This window comes from Pseudoalteromonas mucoides (genome assembly GCF_049257175.1).
GTDB lineage: Bacteria > Pseudomonadota > Gammaproteobacteria > Enterobacterales > Alteromonadaceae > Pseudoalteromonas.
Genome location: NZ_JBMMUC010000007.1, coordinates 57229 through 74975, shown reverse-complemented (window position 1 = coordinate 74975; position 17747 = coordinate 57229). Strand labels below are relative to the sequence as shown.

Sequence of the window (17747 nt, the reverse complement as noted above, 5' to 3'; positions counted from 1 at the left end):
GGCCACCACGACAGGATCATACATATAAAATGGACCCAATTTTAGTAATCGACGACCAAGCCGATGTTCGCATGGCCGCCATCGTCGCTTTAAACCAACTTGGCTTGCAATGTATTGAAGCACAAGGCCCTGAGCAAGCTCTTGATATTATAAACAGCAATACAATTAGCCTTATTTTGCTCGATATGAACTTTCGCCTCGATACCACCTCAGGGGATGAAGGGTTGCGATTTTTAAAGCAACTGCAATCACTTGGCTCAACTATTCCTGTTATCGTAATGACCGCGTGGGCGAGTGTAGATGTCGCGGTAAAAGCGATGCAATTAGGCGCTGCTGATTTTGTTGAAAAGCCTTGGAATAACCTGCGTCTAACAAGCGTTGTACAACAGCAACTAACGCTGAAAAAAAGCAATCACGATAATGCCTGTTTAAAAGCACTGAACTTACCAAAAAAAACTGATTACATCGCCAATTCAGCGGTAATGCAACAATTACTAACACGCGCTAAACGCGCCGCAAAAACCGATGCCAGTATTTTAATCACCGGAGAAAATGGCACCGGTAAGAGCCTGCTTGCAAACTATATTCACCAACACTCTAACCGCTGCGAGCAACGCTATGTGAGCGTAAATATTGGCGCGATTGCGCCCTCTTTATTTGAAAGCGAATTATTTGGTCACAAAAAAGGCGCCTTTACCGACGCCAAAGAAGACCGTTTAGGTCGCTTTGAAATAGCCAATGGCGGCACCTTATTTTTAGATGAAATAGCCACACTCCCCCTTGAGCTACAAAGTAAAATGCTGCGCGTACTAGAGAGCCAAGAGTTTGAAGTATTAGGCTCAAGCCAGACCCAAACAGCGGACGTACGGATTATTGCTGCCACTAACGCAGAGCTTGCTAAAGCCATTGAAGCGGGGGAATTCCGCCGCGATTTACTGTTCAGGCTCAACACCATTGAACTGCATATTCCGCCACTACGTGAGCGCCCTGAAGACATTATAGAATTAGCCCATCACTTGCTTGCAACACACAGTAAAAAATACCAGCGTGAAGGCATGTCACTGTCAGCCTCTGCGACCAAGGCTCTCACGAACTACACGTGGCCGGGCAATGTCCGAGAACTTAGCCATTGTATTGAACGTGCCGTAATCATGAGCGATAACGACAATATTGACGCCAGTGATTTAATTCTTGAACAACCCAGTAGTGATGCAAGCAACACCGCAACGAGTGAATCATTACCCCTGCTGCCTCTGGAAGAACTTGAAAAACAGATGATTCAAAAAGCATTGGCGCAATTTAATGGTAATGTTGTGGCCGCAGGTGAGTTTTTAGGCTTGAGTAAATCAGCGATTTACAGACGAATCGATAAACACCAGCTTGATTTAAAAGAAGCAGACTTTTAATGGCCCGCACTCACTCGCTCGAACAGCGCCTAATGCGTTATGCCGCCTTAGTGATGTTTATTGTATTAATGCTGTGTATTTTGCTTGTAATAACGTGGGGGCTCGATTGGTTTGCAAGCATTAGTATTATACTCCCCATTGTTGCAGTAAGCCTGTTTGCAGTTGTCAAAAGCTACAAGCTAACCCTTGATGTTATCGAACGCTTTGGAACACAGCTCGATGCACTGGCTAACAACGAGAGTAATAGCTGGCATTTAGCACAGTATCAAAGTGGGCGAGTAGCCAACCTTAAAAATGACTTTACCAAGCTCAGTGACAAAATAGCGCAAAGTAAACGCCACTATATGCAAACCGAAGAGTTCGTGTTTGAGTTTGCCAGCATGCTTGATTTACCCATTGTTATTTTAGACCCTCACGGGCAAGTTTACTTTACCAATAAAGCATTTTTAAACACTTTAACAACATCCAATGTTGAGGGGTTAAGTAGCGCCGATTTAGGATTAGTTTATAACGACGGCCGTTGGCAAATAGAGAAAGAGTCTCGTTTTAAGCGCCGCTTTATCGTATCAGCACAAACATTTTGGCGCACAGGGCGAAACTACGAACTGCTTACGCTATTTTCAATCGAACAACAGCTGCGCGCAAATGAGCAAGACATTTGGCAGCGCTTAATTCGCGTGCTCAACCATGAAGTACGTAACTCCTTAACGCCAATTTACTCGATGAGCCAATCACTGCAAACCATGAAACAACAAGGGCAAATAACCCCGAGCCCTGACCTTGCCCAAGATATGCTGCAAGTGATTGAAAAACGCGCCCAACATTTATTAGATTTTGTAAATAGCTACAGTGCGTTTGCAAAACTCCCTAGGCCAAATAAACAGCAAATCAATAGCGAGCAAGTGAACTTACGGCTACAGGCAATATTCCCTGAGCTCGTAATTCACTCATCTCAGCCAGTTAATTTTACCGCCGATTTAGGTCAGCTTGAACAAGCACTTATCAACCTGATAAAAAATGCCTTTGAAGCGGGCGGTAACACGCCCCCCACACTTAACTGGCAACAGGAAAATGATGGCGTTGTGATTGAGCTGACTGACAGCGGTACTGGCATTGCCAACCCCGACAATCTATTTGTGCCCTTTTACTCAACCAAAACACAAGGTGCAGGCATTGGTTTGGTGATCAGCCGCGAATTGATACGCAACCAAGGCGGTGAGCTAAGTGTTAACGCACGCGCAAATAAATCGGGAACCCAAGTATTCGTGTCCTTGCAATCACGTTAGCCGTTTTATCATTCGTTTTAATGCAGGCGCTTTGAGTGGTTTATATAAAAGCGGGTAGCCTGCATCAAGCACGCGCTCACGAATACCTTCATCATGATTGGCAGTGTTAACTATAGCAGGCAGAGTATCAAGGCCTGCCTGATCAATAACGTCAAGCCCAGTCACACCGTCGTCTAGTTGATAATCAACGATCAGTAATTGTGGTAAAGCGTGAGCTGATTTTAATTGCTCAAGCTCTGTTAAGTTAGTTGCAGTGGCTATTTCACAGCCCCAATTTTCAAGTAATTGTTTAAGTGCTTCGAGGACATTGCTGTCGTTATCAACTAACCAAATTCGTAACCGACCTAACTGTGTTTCTTGGCTTTGTTCGATATGATGAACACCATTATGAGTATGATTTTTTTTACAAGGCAGCGTTAGCGTAAATTGCGTGCCCTTGCCCAGCTCTGAGCCCATAACTAAGGGGATATTAAGTAAATCACAAATACGCTTAGTAATGGCTAAACCCAAACCTAATCCTTCAGCGTTATGCTTAGCGCCTAGTTGTTTAAACTCTTGATAAATAGTTTGCTGATCAGCCGTTGCAATGCCAATACCCGTATCTTCAACAATGAAAGAAACATGCTCATCATGATGTTGCATTTTCAACCGTACTTCACCTTGGTCAGTATAACGAATTGCATTACTCAGTAGATTACGAAGCACTCGACGTAGCAAAGCTTTATCTGTGGTTAAACGGACATCACAGGTTTCAATAATAAACCGTAAACCTTTTTCCTCGGCAAGTGCAGCATAATCATTACGTAGTGGTTCAACTAGGCTACTTATTAAAAACTCACTCGTTTGTACTTTAAATGCACCTGAATCTAACTTGGTTAATTCTAAAATACTCGATAGTAGCTCCTCGGCACTTCCCAGTGAGTTTTTAATATTGAGTGCTAACTCTTTGAGCTCAGTATTTTGCGCTTTTTCATTCATTAATGAGCAAAATAAACTAGCGGCATTGAATGGTTGCAGTAAATCGTGACTCGCAGCAGCAAAAAAGCGTGTTTTACTCACTGTTGCTTGTTCTGCGACTTGCTTAGCTTGTGATAGTTCCTGATTGGCTTGAGTTAACGCGGTAGTGCGCGCCGCCACTTTTTCTTCAAGACTTGCATTAGCTTCAGTGAGCGCTTTTTGTTGTTTAACAAACTCAGTAATATCTGTATACGTGGTTGCAAAGCCCCCGCCCGGCAAAGGGTTACCTTGCATTTCAAACACCCGGCCATCATTGTGAAAGCGCTGGTATTTATACGTGCTACCTTGTTTTAAATACGCCAGCCGTTTCTCAACTTCATTATTAATATTTTCACTACTAAATAAGCCTCGCTCAGCATTAAAGCGAATAATATCAGCTACTGGCCGACCAATATAAAGCGCGTCATCAGGGTAGGCAAACATCTGTTTATAGCCTTGATTCCATGCCACCAAGCGTAACTCACTGTCGACCACACTAATACCTTGCTGTATGTTTTCTATGGTCGATTGTAATAAATCACGATTAAACTTTAATACTTGTGTTGCTTCATCAACAAACTCAGCCACTTGCTCAAGCGGTTGACGCTGCTCATTCTTAGCAACGTCTAAAATTAACCGCGCAGATGCACCACCAATCACTGCCGACATCTCTCGCTCAATTAATAGCTCAAGTTCAACATTAGCTGGATGCTTCCACTTACTTTTATCAGCAGGAAAATAGTCACTCACTAAGGTTTGGCTCGCATCTTTCTCAGCAAAGCGTTGCAGTAATGCCCCTAAATCGTGGTAGCTAAGTGGTTGCAAGGCTGTATTTACTCGCGAGTCAGTTACTTGGCTAATAAATTTATTACTTTGCAAGCGCTCAGCTAATGTGGCTTGGCTAAATAGGGGAATTAAAAAATAAACTAAGCAGTTGGCACCCAATGATAAAATTAACGCTTGGCTAATACTCTCAAGCCCAAGGGAGAATAGATCCGTTGGTGCCAACCAAGCAATCTGCCAAGGACCATTTACTAGCCAGCTGTTATCACCGCCTAAACCGCTCGCTAGATTCGGTAACAATAAGGTGTAGCCCCAAATAACAAAACCACTCAAAATACCCAATTGTGCGCCTTTACAAGAGGCTTGCCGCCACCATAATCCGATGATCATTGCAGGAGCAAACTGCGCCACAAGGGTAAACGACATTAAACCTACATTGGCCAATGTATTGGTTTCACCTAACACCCGATGAGTAAAATAACTAAGCAGCAAAATTAGCACAATAACCACTTTTCGGGCATGCAGTAAATTGCTCTTATCAAGTCCTCGGCTACCCGAAGTAAGCTGTGAACGACGGAGAATAAATTGGTTAATAAAGTCATTTGTGATCATGACCGACAATACAATAGCCGATACAATCACCATGCTGGTTGCAGCAGAAAAACCGCCTAAAAAAGCGAGTAAAGCAACAAGCGGGCTATCTGCCGCCATGGGAAGTGCCAGTACAAAGGTATCGTACCCTACATCACTGTGTTGAAAGTAAATCAAGCCAGCATAAGCAATCGGCAAAATAAATAGGTTAATAAGTAATAAATAAACTGGAAATAACCAACGTGCTGTTGTCAGCTCTTTGTCATTGTTGTTTTCAATAAAACTCATATGAAATTGTCGCGGCAAGCATAGAGTAGCCAAAATACCCAATATTGTATGCGCAACATACACATAGGTTGGGCTTTGAGTTGCGGCTACTTGTTTATCTATATTAAGCTCAGCGGCTTTTGCAAACAGAACGCTCGGGCTATCAAAAAGCACAAAACACACGTATAAACCAACCACAATAAATGCAATTAATTTAACCACAGACTCAAAGGCAATACTGGCGATAAGCCCTGGATTATGCTCACTTGGCCTTAATCGCCTAGCGCCAAATAAAATAGCAAATAGCGCTAATAACAAGGTGATATAAAAAGTGCTATCAGCCCATACTTGATGACTTTGTGATGCAGCCCGTGCAGTGAGTAAGTTAATGCTTTGCGCAGTCGCACTAAGCTGTAACGAAATATAAGGCACAATTGCAATTACTGAAATCAACGAGATCAAGCCAGATAAACTTGATGATTGACCATAACGGGTAGCAATAAAATCAGCCATTGAAGTCAACTTTTGCTGACGACAGATATGCGCAATACGACAATAGATTTGCCAGCCAAAAAGAAACAATAAAATAGTACCCGCATAGGTTGGCGCTAACCACCAACCATTGTTAGCCGCTTGCGCTGTGGTGCCAAAAAATGCCCACGAGGTACAATAAACACCTAACGATAAACCGTAAGTTAAGCCTTTAAAAGGTAATACTTTTCGTCTATCAGCCCAGCCAGCTACAGCAAATAAAATCCCTAGATAGACCACCGCAAGCAAACTTATTGACCAAATAGAAAACATAATCACAGATTCTTTTAATTATTATTAAATCAGCATAGGTGTTTTTGTAAAAAAAATCAGCACTAACTTTAGTCCTAAGTGGTTGTTGTAAAAACAGCTTTATCAAAGCAAAGAAAGTAATGATAATTATTTGCAAATGACTATTGACACATCACAAGATCTAATTGATAATCAATATCAACAAGCCGATAGACATAACGACTTGTCAGAACAGAATTTAATTTGTTTCTCGACCCTGAAACAACGTGTAGTCCACGTAAAAAGCTAAGGTTATCTGGTATTAACCGCAACGCCCCTTGATGTTGATAACAGATAACCACCCTACTTGCTACATTGCTCATATCGGTGACGGTAGATATGAAACTAAAAAGCCCTTACGGGCTTTTTTTATGCCTCAAATTCTTATAAAAATTAGATCCACCTGGTAACTACTTCAATTAAATAGAAATAACTCACAAACAAAACTTAATGAGAATTATTTTCAAATAGATGTTGACACTTCAATAAATCTAACTGATAATCAATATCAACAAGACGATAAAGCACAGCGGCTTGTACGGAATAAACTGAATTTGTTTCTCGACCCTGAAACAACGTGTAGCCCACGTTAAAGCTATGGTTACCTGTTATTAATTGCAACGCCCCTTGATATTGATAACGGGTAACCGCCCTACTATTTTACTTGCTACATTGCTCATATCGGTGACGGTAGATATGAAACTAAAAAGCCCTTACGGGCTTTTTTTATGCCTCAAATTCCTATAAAAATTAATTCTCTCTCCTGTAACTACTTAAATTAAATAGAAATACCCAACAACCAAAACTTAATGAGAATTATTTTCAAATAGATGTTGACACCTTACTAAATCTAACTGATAATCAATATTAACAAGGCGATAAAACACAACGGCTTGTACGGAATAAACTGAATTTGTTTCTCGACCCTGAAACAACGTGTAGCCCACGTTAAAGCTATGGTTACCTGTTATTAATCGCAACGCCCCTTGATGTTGATAACGGGTAACCGCTCCTACTATTTACTTGCTACATTGCTCATATCGGTGACGGTTGATATGAAACTAAAAAAGCCCTTACGGGCTTTTTTTATGTCTGTGATTTATGGCTTGAAGAGCCTTAGCAAAAACTAACGACGATTTTTACGTGCTCGCGCTCGGCGTTGCTTTTTCTCTTCTTCTTTAGCTGCTTTTTTAGCTTCAGCTGCAGCACGAAGTTCAGCAACCATCACTTCCTCTTCTTCACGCATGGCTGGTGTTTCCATAGTAATACGGCCAATAATGCCATCGCGTAATTCATTAATTAGAATTTCTGACATTTTATACGTATCGATTTGGTTACCACCGCGAATACAGCCACGTTTTTTACCCGCCATTTCAACAAACTCCCAATCGCTTTGCGGTAATTCATCAATTTTATAACGCGCTTTTAAAAGTTCTGGGTAGGCATGCAATAAATATTCAGCGGTATAACTGGCCACTTCTTCATAATCAAGCGCCGTATCACGAATAGCCCCTGTAGCACCAAGGCGATAACCTGAGTTTTCATTTTCTACTTTTGGCCATAACATACCCGGCGTATCGTAAAGCATAATGCCATCTTCAAGTTTAATGCGTTGCTGTGCTTTCGTTACCGCCGGCTCGTTACCTGTTTTTGCAACTATACGACCTGCTAAAGTATTAATAAGCGTAGACTTGCCCACATTCGGGATACCCATGATCATGGCTTTAATTTGCTTATCCGCGCCAACCTTATGCGGCACTAGTTTTCTACATAATTCGTTAATGCTATGAACCTGCCCCGCTTTATCATTACCGAACGCGATAGCTTTTACACCACTTTCTTGCTCAAAATAATCTTTCCACGCTTGGGTCATTTTAGGGTCAGCTAAATCCGCCTTATTCAAGATTTTGATGACCGGCTTGCCTTCGCGCAAACTCGTCACCATAGGATTTTCACTACTGTAAGGAATGCGCGCATCAAGCACTTCAATGATCACATCCATTTGTGGCATGATTTCTTTAATTTCATTACGGGCTTTATTCATGTGCCCAGGGAACCACTGTATTCCTGCTCTACTCATTTGATTATTAAACCTTTTAATTCAACCCATAACACCATGGGGTACTGTGTGGGGTACTGGGTGAATAATTTCGATTTATCACCTCAACTAATATTGGGTAGTTTACTACAGAAGAGTGATTTAGTGTTTTTAAAAATAAAACAGTAATCAAACCAATATTACCTATGTACTATAAGTTATGTAATTACTTTTAATAATTGAGAAATGACTAAAGGCTTAGCTTACCCTTAACTCACCTTAATATATGCACTATTTATAGATATCGAGTCCAAATTGGACCACTTCCTTTGAGCTGGATACCAGTGCTTTCATTGGTTCCATTATCATTAGTGCATGAAGTTTGTAATTGATCTTCAGATAAATTCTGAGTGTTAACTTCCAAGCCCCCTTGGCCGACAGTAGTACTTGCATCGCTGTTAGATCCGACAACTAAGCCTCCATTGATAATAACTTTAGCTCCTGTCGTTGTGATTCCACTACCAAGCGTAACATGGCCATTTATACTCCAACCAGCAACATCTAAAGACTCTTCTGAAACAATAGCTGAATTGGCAATAGGCAAGCCGCTATTGTCATCACCAACTAACTCACCACTTTGATTACAAAGGTTTGTAGGAGTAATATTGCCTTGACATAGAGTCACAACATCAAAATTGGGAGCGATAATATCACCATGTCCTGAGCTAGTTAACTCAACATTCCCAACAGTAATTAAAGTATTTAGAAGATCGTTTCCTATACCACTTACAGCATTATTACTACCCACACCATTAATTTTAAGTGAGCTATCAAACCAAGCAACTCCTGGAGGAAAAGCAGAAATCCCATCTAATTCCCAAACACTATAATCTCGAAAACAATGATTATTGCCCCAACCACAGGTTAAAAATTGCTGCCCATTGAATGAACGCATATCATCTGTCAGTAAATTATAAACCCCATCTAGCTCAGTACCATCCGATAATGTCACATTCTGAATGGTTAATTGTCGTTTAGTACCTATCTCTTCAAATATATAATTAGCAGATGTTTTAAAATCTTCGGCAACAACTTGTTCAACTCTTGTGTCACAGAATGGAATCCCAGGTAACCCAGGACTAAGATGCGAAACTTGCTGTGTTAGATTGTTAAGATCTACACTTCCAGAGTAGCTAGGTACATTAAATAAACCGGCAATTTCACTGGGGCTTGCAAAACTGGGGGTGTTCCAACAGTTTGAACTACTATTGCATCCACCTTTACTAGCTGTTAGGTTCCCTCCGCCAACCAATGTTCCAATATCTCCAGCACCCATATTAAAATCACCATTTGATAGAACCGTATTATAGTTAGCACCATAGCCATCAGCGGAAATACTATGTCCCCAGAGCTGGTTAACGTTTAAGTCATATATGTTTATACTGCCGCCAGAAATATTATTTGCTTCAAATTGTAATGTGGAAGGTAAAGACCCTTCACCTTCCAATACCTCATATTTATGCCCAGTAACAAACCCACTGACTTCATCTATAATAGCTTCGCTCAAATCAACCAACAATTGCCCACCAGTATCCATTTCTATAACAAAAGGAATGTTTTTGGTCGGTATTAAAGTACCAGATATCCAAGGAAGAGAGGATTTTGTAGTGCTTGTGATTAGCTTGCCTCCAACATCACCCTTACCAATTACTATTCCAGTTTTATCTAATACAGTAGTGGTATATGCACCTGCACGGAGAAAGTTATAATCTCCACTTCCTGTATTTCCGATATTAATATCACGCGCCCAGACACTTGCATTATTTGGTTGAGACATCGAGTCAACCTTAAACTCTCCTCCAACGAGCAAAGTTGCATTATCTTTAATTCCACCACCACTCATAGTAACATCGCCGCTAGCGCAGCCTGATATGCCACTTTTTGAAGAGGAACCCAGCGTTAAGCTTCCTTCAACAGCGATATCAGATAAGGCATCCCCAGAAATAAAGTTCGTTCCCCCGCCAGTTAAATTAGTTACTCCACGCATAACTGCGGTTCTGTTTACTGAGCATGAAGTGGTCTCTGTGGTGCTACTTTGTTGCATTTCAAATACAGCTTCAATCGTAGAAGTAGCATGCGCCTTTGAATTTTTTGCAGCTTCACCTGTGATTTCTGCATAAACGAATACATCACCACCAACCTCTTCTTTATAAATATACAATTGTATATTTTCATCCCCAACTTCTGCATTTAACTTTTGCTGTGACAGCTCTGAATCTGACTTTGAGGGTAAAGCTTCAATCAATGTTTCTAAATTATCACTACTTAAAGAGCTTAGATATTTTGATGTTATATCGACACCTATCCAAGCTTTTCGTTGGGCTTGAGTTTGAGCATGAAAGGTCATAGCTTGACTTTGTGACCCCTCTACAGCTCTAAAGGCGCCAAATACTGCGACTGATATTGCTACGCCAACAAAAAGTAATATAGCAATGGTGGCAACTCCACTCTGTTTGAATGGTTTATTAAACTTCATAGCATTCATTTTTTGCTCACTTATTATACAAAATTAACCATACACGTAGAGCTATCTATAAAGTGTTCTGTTGAATTTTGCACAACTAGCGTAATTTTAATACTCCCCTCAACTCCGATACCAAATGGCCAACAAGGGGCGCGTGTAGCCACTATTGTAATTGGCTCAACATCGTCGGTTGAATATTGAGAAGGTAAGACAAGTCGAGTATTGGGAGTAATGTTACCCATCGTATTATCACAAGATACTCGCCATAAACCGCCACTTGTATCTGCACGTAATCCATTGCATTGTATGCTGCCAGCAATATCACTTAACCACACAATTGTATTCCCTGTGGCTATTGACCCTGAAAGTGCATCTAAAGCCACCAACGTATCATCATTTAATATACGTAAATGTGTATTATAAGCCGCATCTGTGATCCCAAAGCCTGCATCTTGTAATAACATGTGCGAAGATAGCAAAGCTGATACACGTTCACCATCGCTGCGAGAGGATTCAGATGCAGGTACTGTGGTTTGTATCGTATTTCGAAAAATCATCATCATCCCTATCAAAGTAATAGAAGAGATTAACAACCCAATTAACAAACTGATTAACGATATACCGTGTTGCTTATTCAATCCACTTCCTGCTCGTCCGACATTCGAATAACTCCATCGCCACCAAATAATTCACTTGAGGTGTCATTTTCTGTTGTAGATAAAGTAATAGAATAAGCAGTTACAGGTGCGCTAATACCGCCAGCAGAAATAGTCACCTCAGATTCATTACAGTTCGCCGTCAGGGGTACAATACCGACCCAATTTAAACTGCCCGGATTTGTGCATAGATCTGTTTCGCTGCTTTGTTGTAAACGCTCTCGCATTTCCAACAAAGCTAAGTTTTGAGTATTCATATAACGCTGACTCACAAGTCCACGCGCCAGTACTTGCGCAATTCCCAGAAAAAGAATACCAAGAATCAACATTGCAACCATGGCTTCAATTAAAGATATACCTCTTTGATAAGTTCCTCCGTTAGTAAAGTTGACCGGTATCATTCACACTGCCTTTGCTTAATGCGTAATCTAAATTTGAATTGAGGGGAATATTATTACTTAACACGGCTCCACGATTATTGATAAAGATAGTCGTTATATTTTTGTTATTGTTGCTTAAATCTACACCTTCTGGCCATTTCCCTTGCCATATAACTATTCCTGAACAATTATTTCCATTAGGTTCTCGAACTTCTAGCTTATTATTCGTTAGGCTTATACAAGAAGCGCTACTACTATCGCCTCTGGCATCTATAGGGTTACGTAGAGCCAATGCTTTACTTTGTTTAAAAGCACTATTCAGTTGGCTTTTAGCATCATTAATTTGTGCATTGTAAATCCATGCTTTTGTATAAGGCACAGCAACCAGTGCCAATACACCGATAATACTCACAACCACCATCAACTCAATAAGAGACAAGCCCGATTGTTTGTTTACCAAGAGCTCAACCCACCACACTCTCCTGACAAGGTACGAGTGCCTTCATGAGTTAATGTGAGTTTACATTCAGAGCCGGTTGCTTTTAGGCTATACGTACTAGCGGTAAGAGTCATGGTTATAGTGTAATCAGTAGAAGCCTGATACCAATTCACATTAGTGGTTGTTGCACCAGTGTAACTCAATTGACGTTGAAAGTGGTTTTCTAGTGCAACGGAGAGCGCAACTAAATCCGCACCTGCAACTTGAGCACGACTACGCTCAATGTAATTTTGGTAAGATGGTAATGCAATTGTTGCCAAAATTGCTGTAATAGCCAGTACAATCATCAACTCAATTAAGGTAAAACCTAGCTGCCTATAACAGCTACTATACTGATCAGAACAGTATTTCATTACAACACCTTTCCATTAAAAGACAATTTATAGCTATAAACTCAAGGAGGACCAACACTTTGGGCCTATGTTGTTACCAGTTTATCATCACAAACTTCTATTATACATTCAGAGAAACGATATTTGGTAATAACTATTGGTTATAAAAGAAACTATTTATAGCTTTTACATAATAATTTATACCTCGCTGAGCAAAAGAGCTCTACTCAATAGTATTACAATTTTTATTAAACTTAGATCAACCGCAGCAGCTGAGCTAAAAATCAGATGCAGATATAACTCTACAGACTTAATTTAATACCAATAACAGAACTTAAAGCATCATCAGTTTTTTACTGTTTAATTGCGCTATACTGGCGCAAATTTTTTCAAATAAACTGTTATGGCTCTTAAATCTACGATTATTAAAGCGCAATTATCGCTAAGCGATATGGACCGTCACCTTTACCAAGATTTTAATTTAACCTTGGCGCAGCATCCATCTGAAAACGAACAGCGACTGATGATCCGCTTGCTTGCGTATGCACTCAATGCCTGTGATGGTTTAGAATTTACTAAAGGTTTATCGGCTGATGATGAGCCTGAACTTTGGCATAAAAACTACAGCGATGAGATTGAGTTATGGGTGGAGCTAGGCTTACCAGATGAAAAACGTCTTAAAAAAGCCTGTAATAAATCTAAACACGTCGTGCTCTATACTTATGGTGAAAATAACCAAGCTACTTGGTGGCAAAAACATCAACCTAAACTATATGATTTTAAGAATCTGAGCATTTATAGTTTAGACTTTGCCGCAACTCAAGCACTTGCCGCATTGGTTGATCGCAATATATCGCTAACCATTACGATTCAAGATGGTGAAGTATGGGTGAGCTCTGATTCAGTTAACATTGAGATTAAACCAGTACAATTAATGTAACGGGTTAAATAGAATAAGAGGGCGTATGGCTGTTAAACAAGTTGTGGTATTACATGGATTGTATATGTCTGGCTTTGTCATGCGCCCGCTGTGCTCACGCCTTGAAAAAGCTGGGTTGAGCATCCTAAATCTAACGTATAATACTCTCATACCTGATCGTGACACTATTTTTAAGCAAATAGATGCCTTTATAAGTGACAAAAACACTGCGCTAGTCTGCCATTCTATGGGCGGCTTGGTGGCACGCGCTTACCTAGAAGCGAAATCAGATCAAAGCCTTAATGTTACAAAGGTCATCACCTTAGGTACTCCACATAAAGGCAGCCATATTGCGCATCAGATGCAACAAAAAGGCTTTGATGTATTTTTAAAAAACAGTGTGGAATTTTTACTGTCTAAAAATGGGGATTGGCCATTTGATGCCAAACTTTACAGTATCGCTGGCGATCTGCCTTTAGGTTTGATGCCATTAATAGCCAAAGGCAGTCAATCCGATGGCACTGTACTGCTAGACGAGACCAAACTCAATGGCATGGCAGAGCATAAAGTGTTTCATTTAAGTCACACAGGTATGATCTACTCACGCCAAGTGATGAATTATATTGTCAGTTTACTTGTTTAGTGCTCTGCACTAGCAGCCACTTTATAAGCAACAAATGCAATGATTGCTAGTATCAATGGGGTTGGTGCTGCTATATAACCAAAGGTGTCGAAGTTTGCAAAACTTGCGCCCGCTAAATGGCCCACTAATCCAACAACAAATGCCAGCAGTGCGATACCAATAACAACCAACTCCATTTTACTTTCTTTTTCTGTTTTAGCTTGCATGTGAACTCTCCCAGTTATGTAACTGGGCTTAGTATGAGCCGACTAAAAAACAAACTATTGACCTAAATCAACTCTGCTACATCACAACCCACAATGCGATAAAAAGTTTGCTGTAGATCATATTTTTCATCTAATTTTTACTTACCAATTGAGTGTTTATATTACTAGGGGTGGTTTTTACAAAATTAGGTCCCATGTCTATTATAAGTTTGGATAGCAAATATTTTATTAAACTCAATCAATGATAGGTAAAATCTATCTCCATCATTGATTATAACCATTTTACAGATTAACAGTGATCGGTGATACTTTAACCTCAGTCACCGAGAACACTTATCAGTTTATTTTAGGAGAGAAATATGTCACAGGTAAACGCAATTGGTCTTAACAGCGCAAAAAGTGAAGATATCGTAAAATCACTAAATACTCTGTTGAGCAGTTATCAAATTCAGTACATGAACGCACGTGGCTTTCATTGGAATATCAAAGGCCGCAACTTTTTTGAACTTCACGTAAAATTTGAAGAAATTTATAACTTACTACTTTTAAAAGTAGATGAAATCGCAGAGCGTATTTTAACGCTTGATGGTGCACCACTGCATGCTTTCTCTGATTATTTAGAGATCAGTGAGATTAAAGAAGCAAAAGGTATTAGCGATGGGGTGACTGCTGTAGAAAACTTGCTTGCGGGTTACAGCACATTAATTAAAATGCAGCGCGAAATTTTAGCTCAAGCTGGCGAGGCAGATGATGAAGGTACAGCGTCTCTGATGGGTGATTACATCACCGAGCAAGAAAAGCTAGTTTGGATGTTAAAAGCATACTTAGATTAAAAATAACAAGGCCCTCAAATGAGGGCCTTGTTATTTAAAGCCACTTTTTCACGTATTGGTGATCGGGATATTGCTGGAGATACTCTTGTATGGATGAGTAAAACTGAATATCCATGTCATTTCCACTCCAGATATTTTCCAGCATATTTTTTGCAATTAAACTTGGTTGAAGGTAGTCGACCCGTTTATAGCCACGTGCCTTAACACCATGAAAATATTCTTTAGCAACGGCTAAGCTATCAGCTGTGGCAAGTTCAAACTCTGCCAGATTAATTATGGCATATTCAATTGAGTTAGCAGGCAGTTGTGTCAGGTCCGAAAAAATTGATTTAGTGAAAGCTTGAACGCCTTCGCGATTAAAACAACCTATCACTTTTATATAAATAATTGGTGGTTCTATCGAGTATTGCCAATCACCATGAGCATCAAACATTGTTTTACCTATCGAAAGTGCCCGCTGTAAGGGCTATTTATTAATTAAGCTAACAAAAAAGGCCATTTCTAAGGCTTTTTCTTCTAAGCTCTTAAAACGTCCTGATGCACCGCCATGACCTGCATCCATATCAGTTTTAAATACTAGAATATTATCATCCGTTTTGTGCTCTCGTACTTTAGCCACCCACTTCATTGGCTCCCAGTATTGTACTTGCGAGTCATGTAAGCCTGTTGTCACCAAGAGATTTGGGTATGCCTGTGCTGTAATATTATCATACGGAGAATATGCAGCTATTAAATCATAATACTCAGGGTCATTTGGGTTACCCCATTCATCATACTCATTAGTCGTTAGAGGGATAGATTCATCAAGCATGGTAGTCAGTACGTCTAAAAACGGTACGTGGCAACCTATGCCTAAATATAATTCTGGCGCTTGATTAACCACCGCGCCCATTAATAAACCACCCGCACTACCACCCGATGCAAATATCTTATCTTTTGCCCCATAGCCTTGCTCAACCAAGGCATTGGTGACATCAATAAAATCGCTAAAACTATTTTGTTTATGTTGCTTTTTACCTTGTTCATACCAATTTCGTCCTAGCATTTCACTACCACGAACATGAGCAATCGCGTAAACAAAGCCACGGTCTAATAAGCTAAGTGAGGTACTCGAAAAGCTGGGATCAATGGTTATACCATATGCGCCATAACCATATTGAAATAACGGGTTAGTGCCATCCTGTGTGAACAAGTCTGTGCGATAAACCAATGAAACAGGAATTTTTTCGCCGTCTCGAGCAGTCACCATTAATCGCTCTGAGGCATAGTTTTCAGCTTTGAAGTCGCCTAATACTTGCTGCTGCTTTAACAAGGTTTTTGCACCCGTTGCTAAATTCACCTCATATAAAGAGCCTGGTGTCGTTAGGCTTGAATAATAAATACGTGCTGTTTTAGAGTTACTTTCTGGGTTCATAGCAACCGCAGCATAATAACAAGGATCATCAAACTCCAAGGTCATACGCTGCTGTTGCTGATTAACAACTACAAAGCGCGTTTGACCAAGCTCGCGCTCAGTTAGCACTAAAAATTTATCGAACGTTTCAACACCTTCAAGCAGCACATCTTCACGGTGCGGGGTGTGTTCTTGCCACTGACTTTTATCTGCTACCGTTGCTTGTGTCGCTGTCATTAAGCGAAAGTTTTTTGCCTGCCAATTAGTGACGATGTAAAAAGTATCACCTAACTTATCAACATCAAATTCGTGACCTTCTTCTCGAGGCATTAACTGTGAAAACTCACCGCTTGGCTGATTGGCATCGAGCACCCAGGTATCATTGGTTTCTGTGCTTGCTAAATCAATAATAATTAAGCTTTCATCGCGGCTTTTGCCCAAGCCCATAAAGTAGCTGCGATCATGCTCTTCATATACCAAGACATCGTCATCTTGAGAAGTACCTAATACATGGCGGTAAACCTGAAAGCCTAGCAAGGTTTTTAAATCTTTTTTAACGTAGAACACTGTTTGGTTATCGTTAGCCCAAACCACTTGGCCTTCTGTGTTCTCAAGTACATCGTCAAGTAAGCAGTCATCGCTTATCACTTTAAACTTTACGGTGTATATACGGCGACCTTCAGTGTCCTCTGAGTAAGCAAGTAGTTGCTCATTAGGACTGATCGCCACTTCACCTAAGTCATAAAATTCATAGCCATCAGCTAACTCATTAACATCTAACAGAAGTTGTTTATCATTACTGCTAATATCACTACTACGATAGTGACGAGCGTATTCATCATCGCCACGCACTTCTGCGTGATACCAAAACTGACCATCTTTCACCGGAAAACTGTTATCGTCTTTAACTATTCGGCCTTTTAATTCATCAAATAATTGCGTTTGAAAGGGCTTAATTGGCGCGAGTTGTTTATCGCAGTATTCATTTTCTGCGTTTAAGTGTTCGAGTATTTCAGGGGTTTCTCTTTCATCATCACGCATCCAGTAGTATTCATCGACACGCTTTTTCTCATGCGCAATTAAAGAATGTGATTGTTTACGCGCTACAGGGGCGTCAGGTAATAAAGACAAAGATACGTTTGATAGAGACACAGAATAACCAATAAAAAATGT

At 40.3% G+C, this 17747-nt stretch carries 15 protein-coding genes; 5 read left to right on the top strand and 10 right to left on the bottom strand.

Translation table 11 applies throughout. From position 1 onward, the window contains the following. Positions 1-29: 29 nt before the first annotated feature. On the top strand, positions 30-1406 hold the full coding sequence (locus AAEU30_RS09580; protein WP_421960302.1) for a sigma-54-dependent transcriptional regulator: 1377 nt from the start codon (positions 30-32) through the stop codon (positions 1404-1406). Further along, entirely contained in the window at positions 1406-2692 is a 1287-nt protein-coding gene (locus AAEU30_RS09575) for a sensor histidine kinase (protein WP_421960301.1), read from the top strand. The genes AAEU30_RS09580 and AAEU30_RS09575 overlap by 1 nt, the downstream gene beginning before the upstream one ends. On the opposite strand, the gene AAEU30_RS09570 is transcribed toward AAEU30_RS09575, so the two are convergent. From AAEU30_RS09570 to AAEU30_RS09540, 7 genes are all read right to left on the bottom strand, one after another. Next, complete coding sequence (locus tag AAEU30_RS09570; RefSeq protein WP_421960300.1) at positions 2684-6133, bottom strand: PAS domain-containing hybrid sensor histidine kinase/response regulator; 3450 nt, start codon at positions 6131-6133, stop codon at positions 2684-2686. The genes AAEU30_RS09575 and AAEU30_RS09570 overlap by 9 nt on opposite strands. 1144 nt (positions 6134-7277) lie before the next feature. Continuing rightward, positions 7278-8231 carry a ribosome biogenesis GTPase YlqF gene (gene ylqF / locus AAEU30_RS09565; protein WP_421960299.1) on the bottom strand — a complete coding sequence of 318 codons (954 nt, stop codon included), beginning with the start codon at positions 8229-8231 and terminating at the stop codon, positions 7278-7280. A 253-nt stretch (positions 8232-8484) separates the two neighbouring features. Next, a complete protein-coding gene (locus AAEU30_RS09560; RefSeq protein ID WP_421960298.1) occupies positions 8485-10725 on the bottom strand; it encodes a hypothetical protein in 2241 nt (746 codons plus the stop codon). A 23-nt stretch (positions 10726-10748) separates the two neighbouring features. Next, a complete protein-coding gene (locus tag AAEU30_RS09555) occupies positions 10749-11351 on the bottom strand; it encodes a hypothetical protein (RefSeq protein ID WP_421960297.1) in 603 nt (200 codons plus the stop codon). Then, positions 11348-11770 carry a prepilin-type N-terminal cleavage/methylation domain-containing protein gene (locus tag AAEU30_RS09550; protein WP_421960296.1) on the bottom strand — a complete coding sequence of 141 codons (423 nt, stop codon included), beginning with the start codon at positions 11768-11770 and terminating at the stop codon, positions 11348-11350. The genes AAEU30_RS09555 and AAEU30_RS09550 overlap by 4 nt, the downstream gene beginning before the upstream one ends. Continuing rightward, positions 11748-12209: a pilus assembly FimT family protein gene (locus tag AAEU30_RS09545; protein ID WP_421960295.1), complete on the bottom strand. Its 462-nt coding sequence runs from the start codon at positions 12207-12209 to the stop codon at positions 11748-11750. The genes AAEU30_RS09550 and AAEU30_RS09545 overlap by 23 nt, the downstream gene beginning before the upstream one ends. Continuing rightward, positions 12203-12601 carry a type IV pilin protein gene (locus tag AAEU30_RS09540; protein WP_421960294.1) on the bottom strand — a complete coding sequence of 133 codons (399 nt, stop codon included), beginning with the start codon at positions 12599-12601 and terminating at the stop codon, positions 12203-12205. Before AAEU30_RS09540 ends, AAEU30_RS09545 begins: the two co-directional genes overlap by 7 nt. A gap of 382 nt (positions 12602-12983) precedes the next feature. On the opposite strand from AAEU30_RS09540, the gene AAEU30_RS09535 reads away from it, so the two are divergent. Then, complete coding sequence (locus tag AAEU30_RS09535) at positions 12984-13520, top strand: YaeQ family protein (RefSeq protein ID WP_421960293.1); 537 nt, start codon at positions 12984-12986, stop codon at positions 13518-13520. Positions 13521-13545: 25 nt separating this feature from the next. Beyond that, positions 13546-14142 (top strand): PGAP1-like alpha/beta domain-containing protein, encoded by a 597-nt coding sequence (locus AAEU30_RS09530; protein WP_421960292.1) that lies wholly within the window; start codon positions 13546-13548, stop codon positions 14140-14142. Here AAEU30_RS09530 and AAEU30_RS09525 read toward each other — a convergent pair. Beyond that, on the bottom strand, positions 14139-14348 hold the full coding sequence (locus tag AAEU30_RS09525) for a hypothetical protein (RefSeq protein WP_290209904.1): 210 nt from the start codon (positions 14346-14348) through the stop codon (positions 14139-14141). The two genes, AAEU30_RS09530 and AAEU30_RS09525, sit on opposite strands and share 4 nt — an antisense overlap. A gap of 359 nt (positions 14349-14707) precedes the next feature. Between AAEU30_RS09525 and AAEU30_RS09520 the strand changes: the two genes are divergently transcribed. Further along, entirely contained in the window at positions 14708-15181 is a 474-nt protein-coding gene (locus AAEU30_RS09520; RefSeq protein WP_421960291.1) for a Dps family protein, read from the top strand. Between the two features lie 34 nt (positions 15182-15215). On the opposite strand, the gene AAEU30_RS09515 is transcribed toward AAEU30_RS09520, so the two are convergent. Then, positions 15216-15614, bottom strand: a complete 399-nt coding sequence (locus AAEU30_RS09515; protein ID WP_421960290.1) for a hypothetical protein — start codon at positions 15612-15614, stop codon at positions 15216-15218. 33 nt (positions 15615-15647) lie between these two features. Beyond that, positions 15648-17726, bottom strand: a complete 2079-nt coding sequence (locus AAEU30_RS09510; protein WP_421960289.1) for a S9 family peptidase — start codon at positions 17724-17726, stop codon at positions 15648-15650. Positions 17727-17747 lie beyond the last annotated feature (21 nt).

Bases quoted from the DNA above. Each gene is read 5' to 3' on its own strand.
- AAEU30_RS09535 (WP_421960293.1), top strand. From the start codon at position 12,984: ATGGCTCTTAAATCTACGATTATTAAAGCGCAATTATCGCTAAGCGAT.
- ylqF (WP_421960299.1), bottom strand. From the start codon at position 8,231: ATGAGTAGAGCAGGAATACAGTGGTTCCCTGGGCACATGAATAAAGCC.
- AAEU30_RS09520 (WP_421960291.1), top strand. From the start codon at position 14,708: ATGTCACAGGTAAACGCAATTGGTCTTAACAGCGCAAAAAGTGAAGAT.
- AAEU30_RS09525 (WP_290209904.1), bottom strand. From the start codon at position 14,348: ATGCAAGCTAAAACAGAAAAAGAAAGTAAAATGGAGTTGGTTGTTATT.
- AAEU30_RS09550 (WP_421960296.1), bottom strand. From the start codon at position 11,770: ATGATACCGGTCAACTTTACTAACGGAGGAACTTATCAAAGAGGTATA.
- AAEU30_RS09560 (WP_421960298.1), bottom strand. From the start codon at position 10,725: ATGAAGTTTAATAAACCATTCAAACAGAGTGGAGTTGCCACCATTGCT.
- AAEU30_RS09575 (WP_421960301.1), top strand. From the start codon at position 1,406: ATGGCCCGCACTCACTCGCTCGAACAGCGCCTAATGCGTTATGCCGCC.
- AAEU30_RS09515 (WP_421960290.1), bottom strand. From the start codon at position 15,614: ATGTTTGATGCTCATGGTGATTGGCAATACTCGATAGAACCACCAATT.
- AAEU30_RS09530 (WP_421960292.1), top strand. From the start codon at position 13,546: ATGGCTGTTAAACAAGTTGTGGTATTACATGGATTGTATATGTCTGGC.
- AAEU30_RS09580 (WP_421960302.1), top strand. From the start codon at position 30: ATGGACCCAATTTTAGTAATCGACGACCAAGCCGATGTTCGCATGGCC.
- AAEU30_RS09570 (WP_421960300.1), bottom strand. From the start codon at position 6,133: ATGTTTTCTATTTGGTCAATAAGTTTGCTTGCGGTGGTCTATCTAGGG.
- AAEU30_RS09540 (WP_421960294.1), bottom strand. From the start codon at position 12,601: ATGAAATACTGTTCTGATCAGTATAGTAGCTGTTATAGGCAGCTAGGT.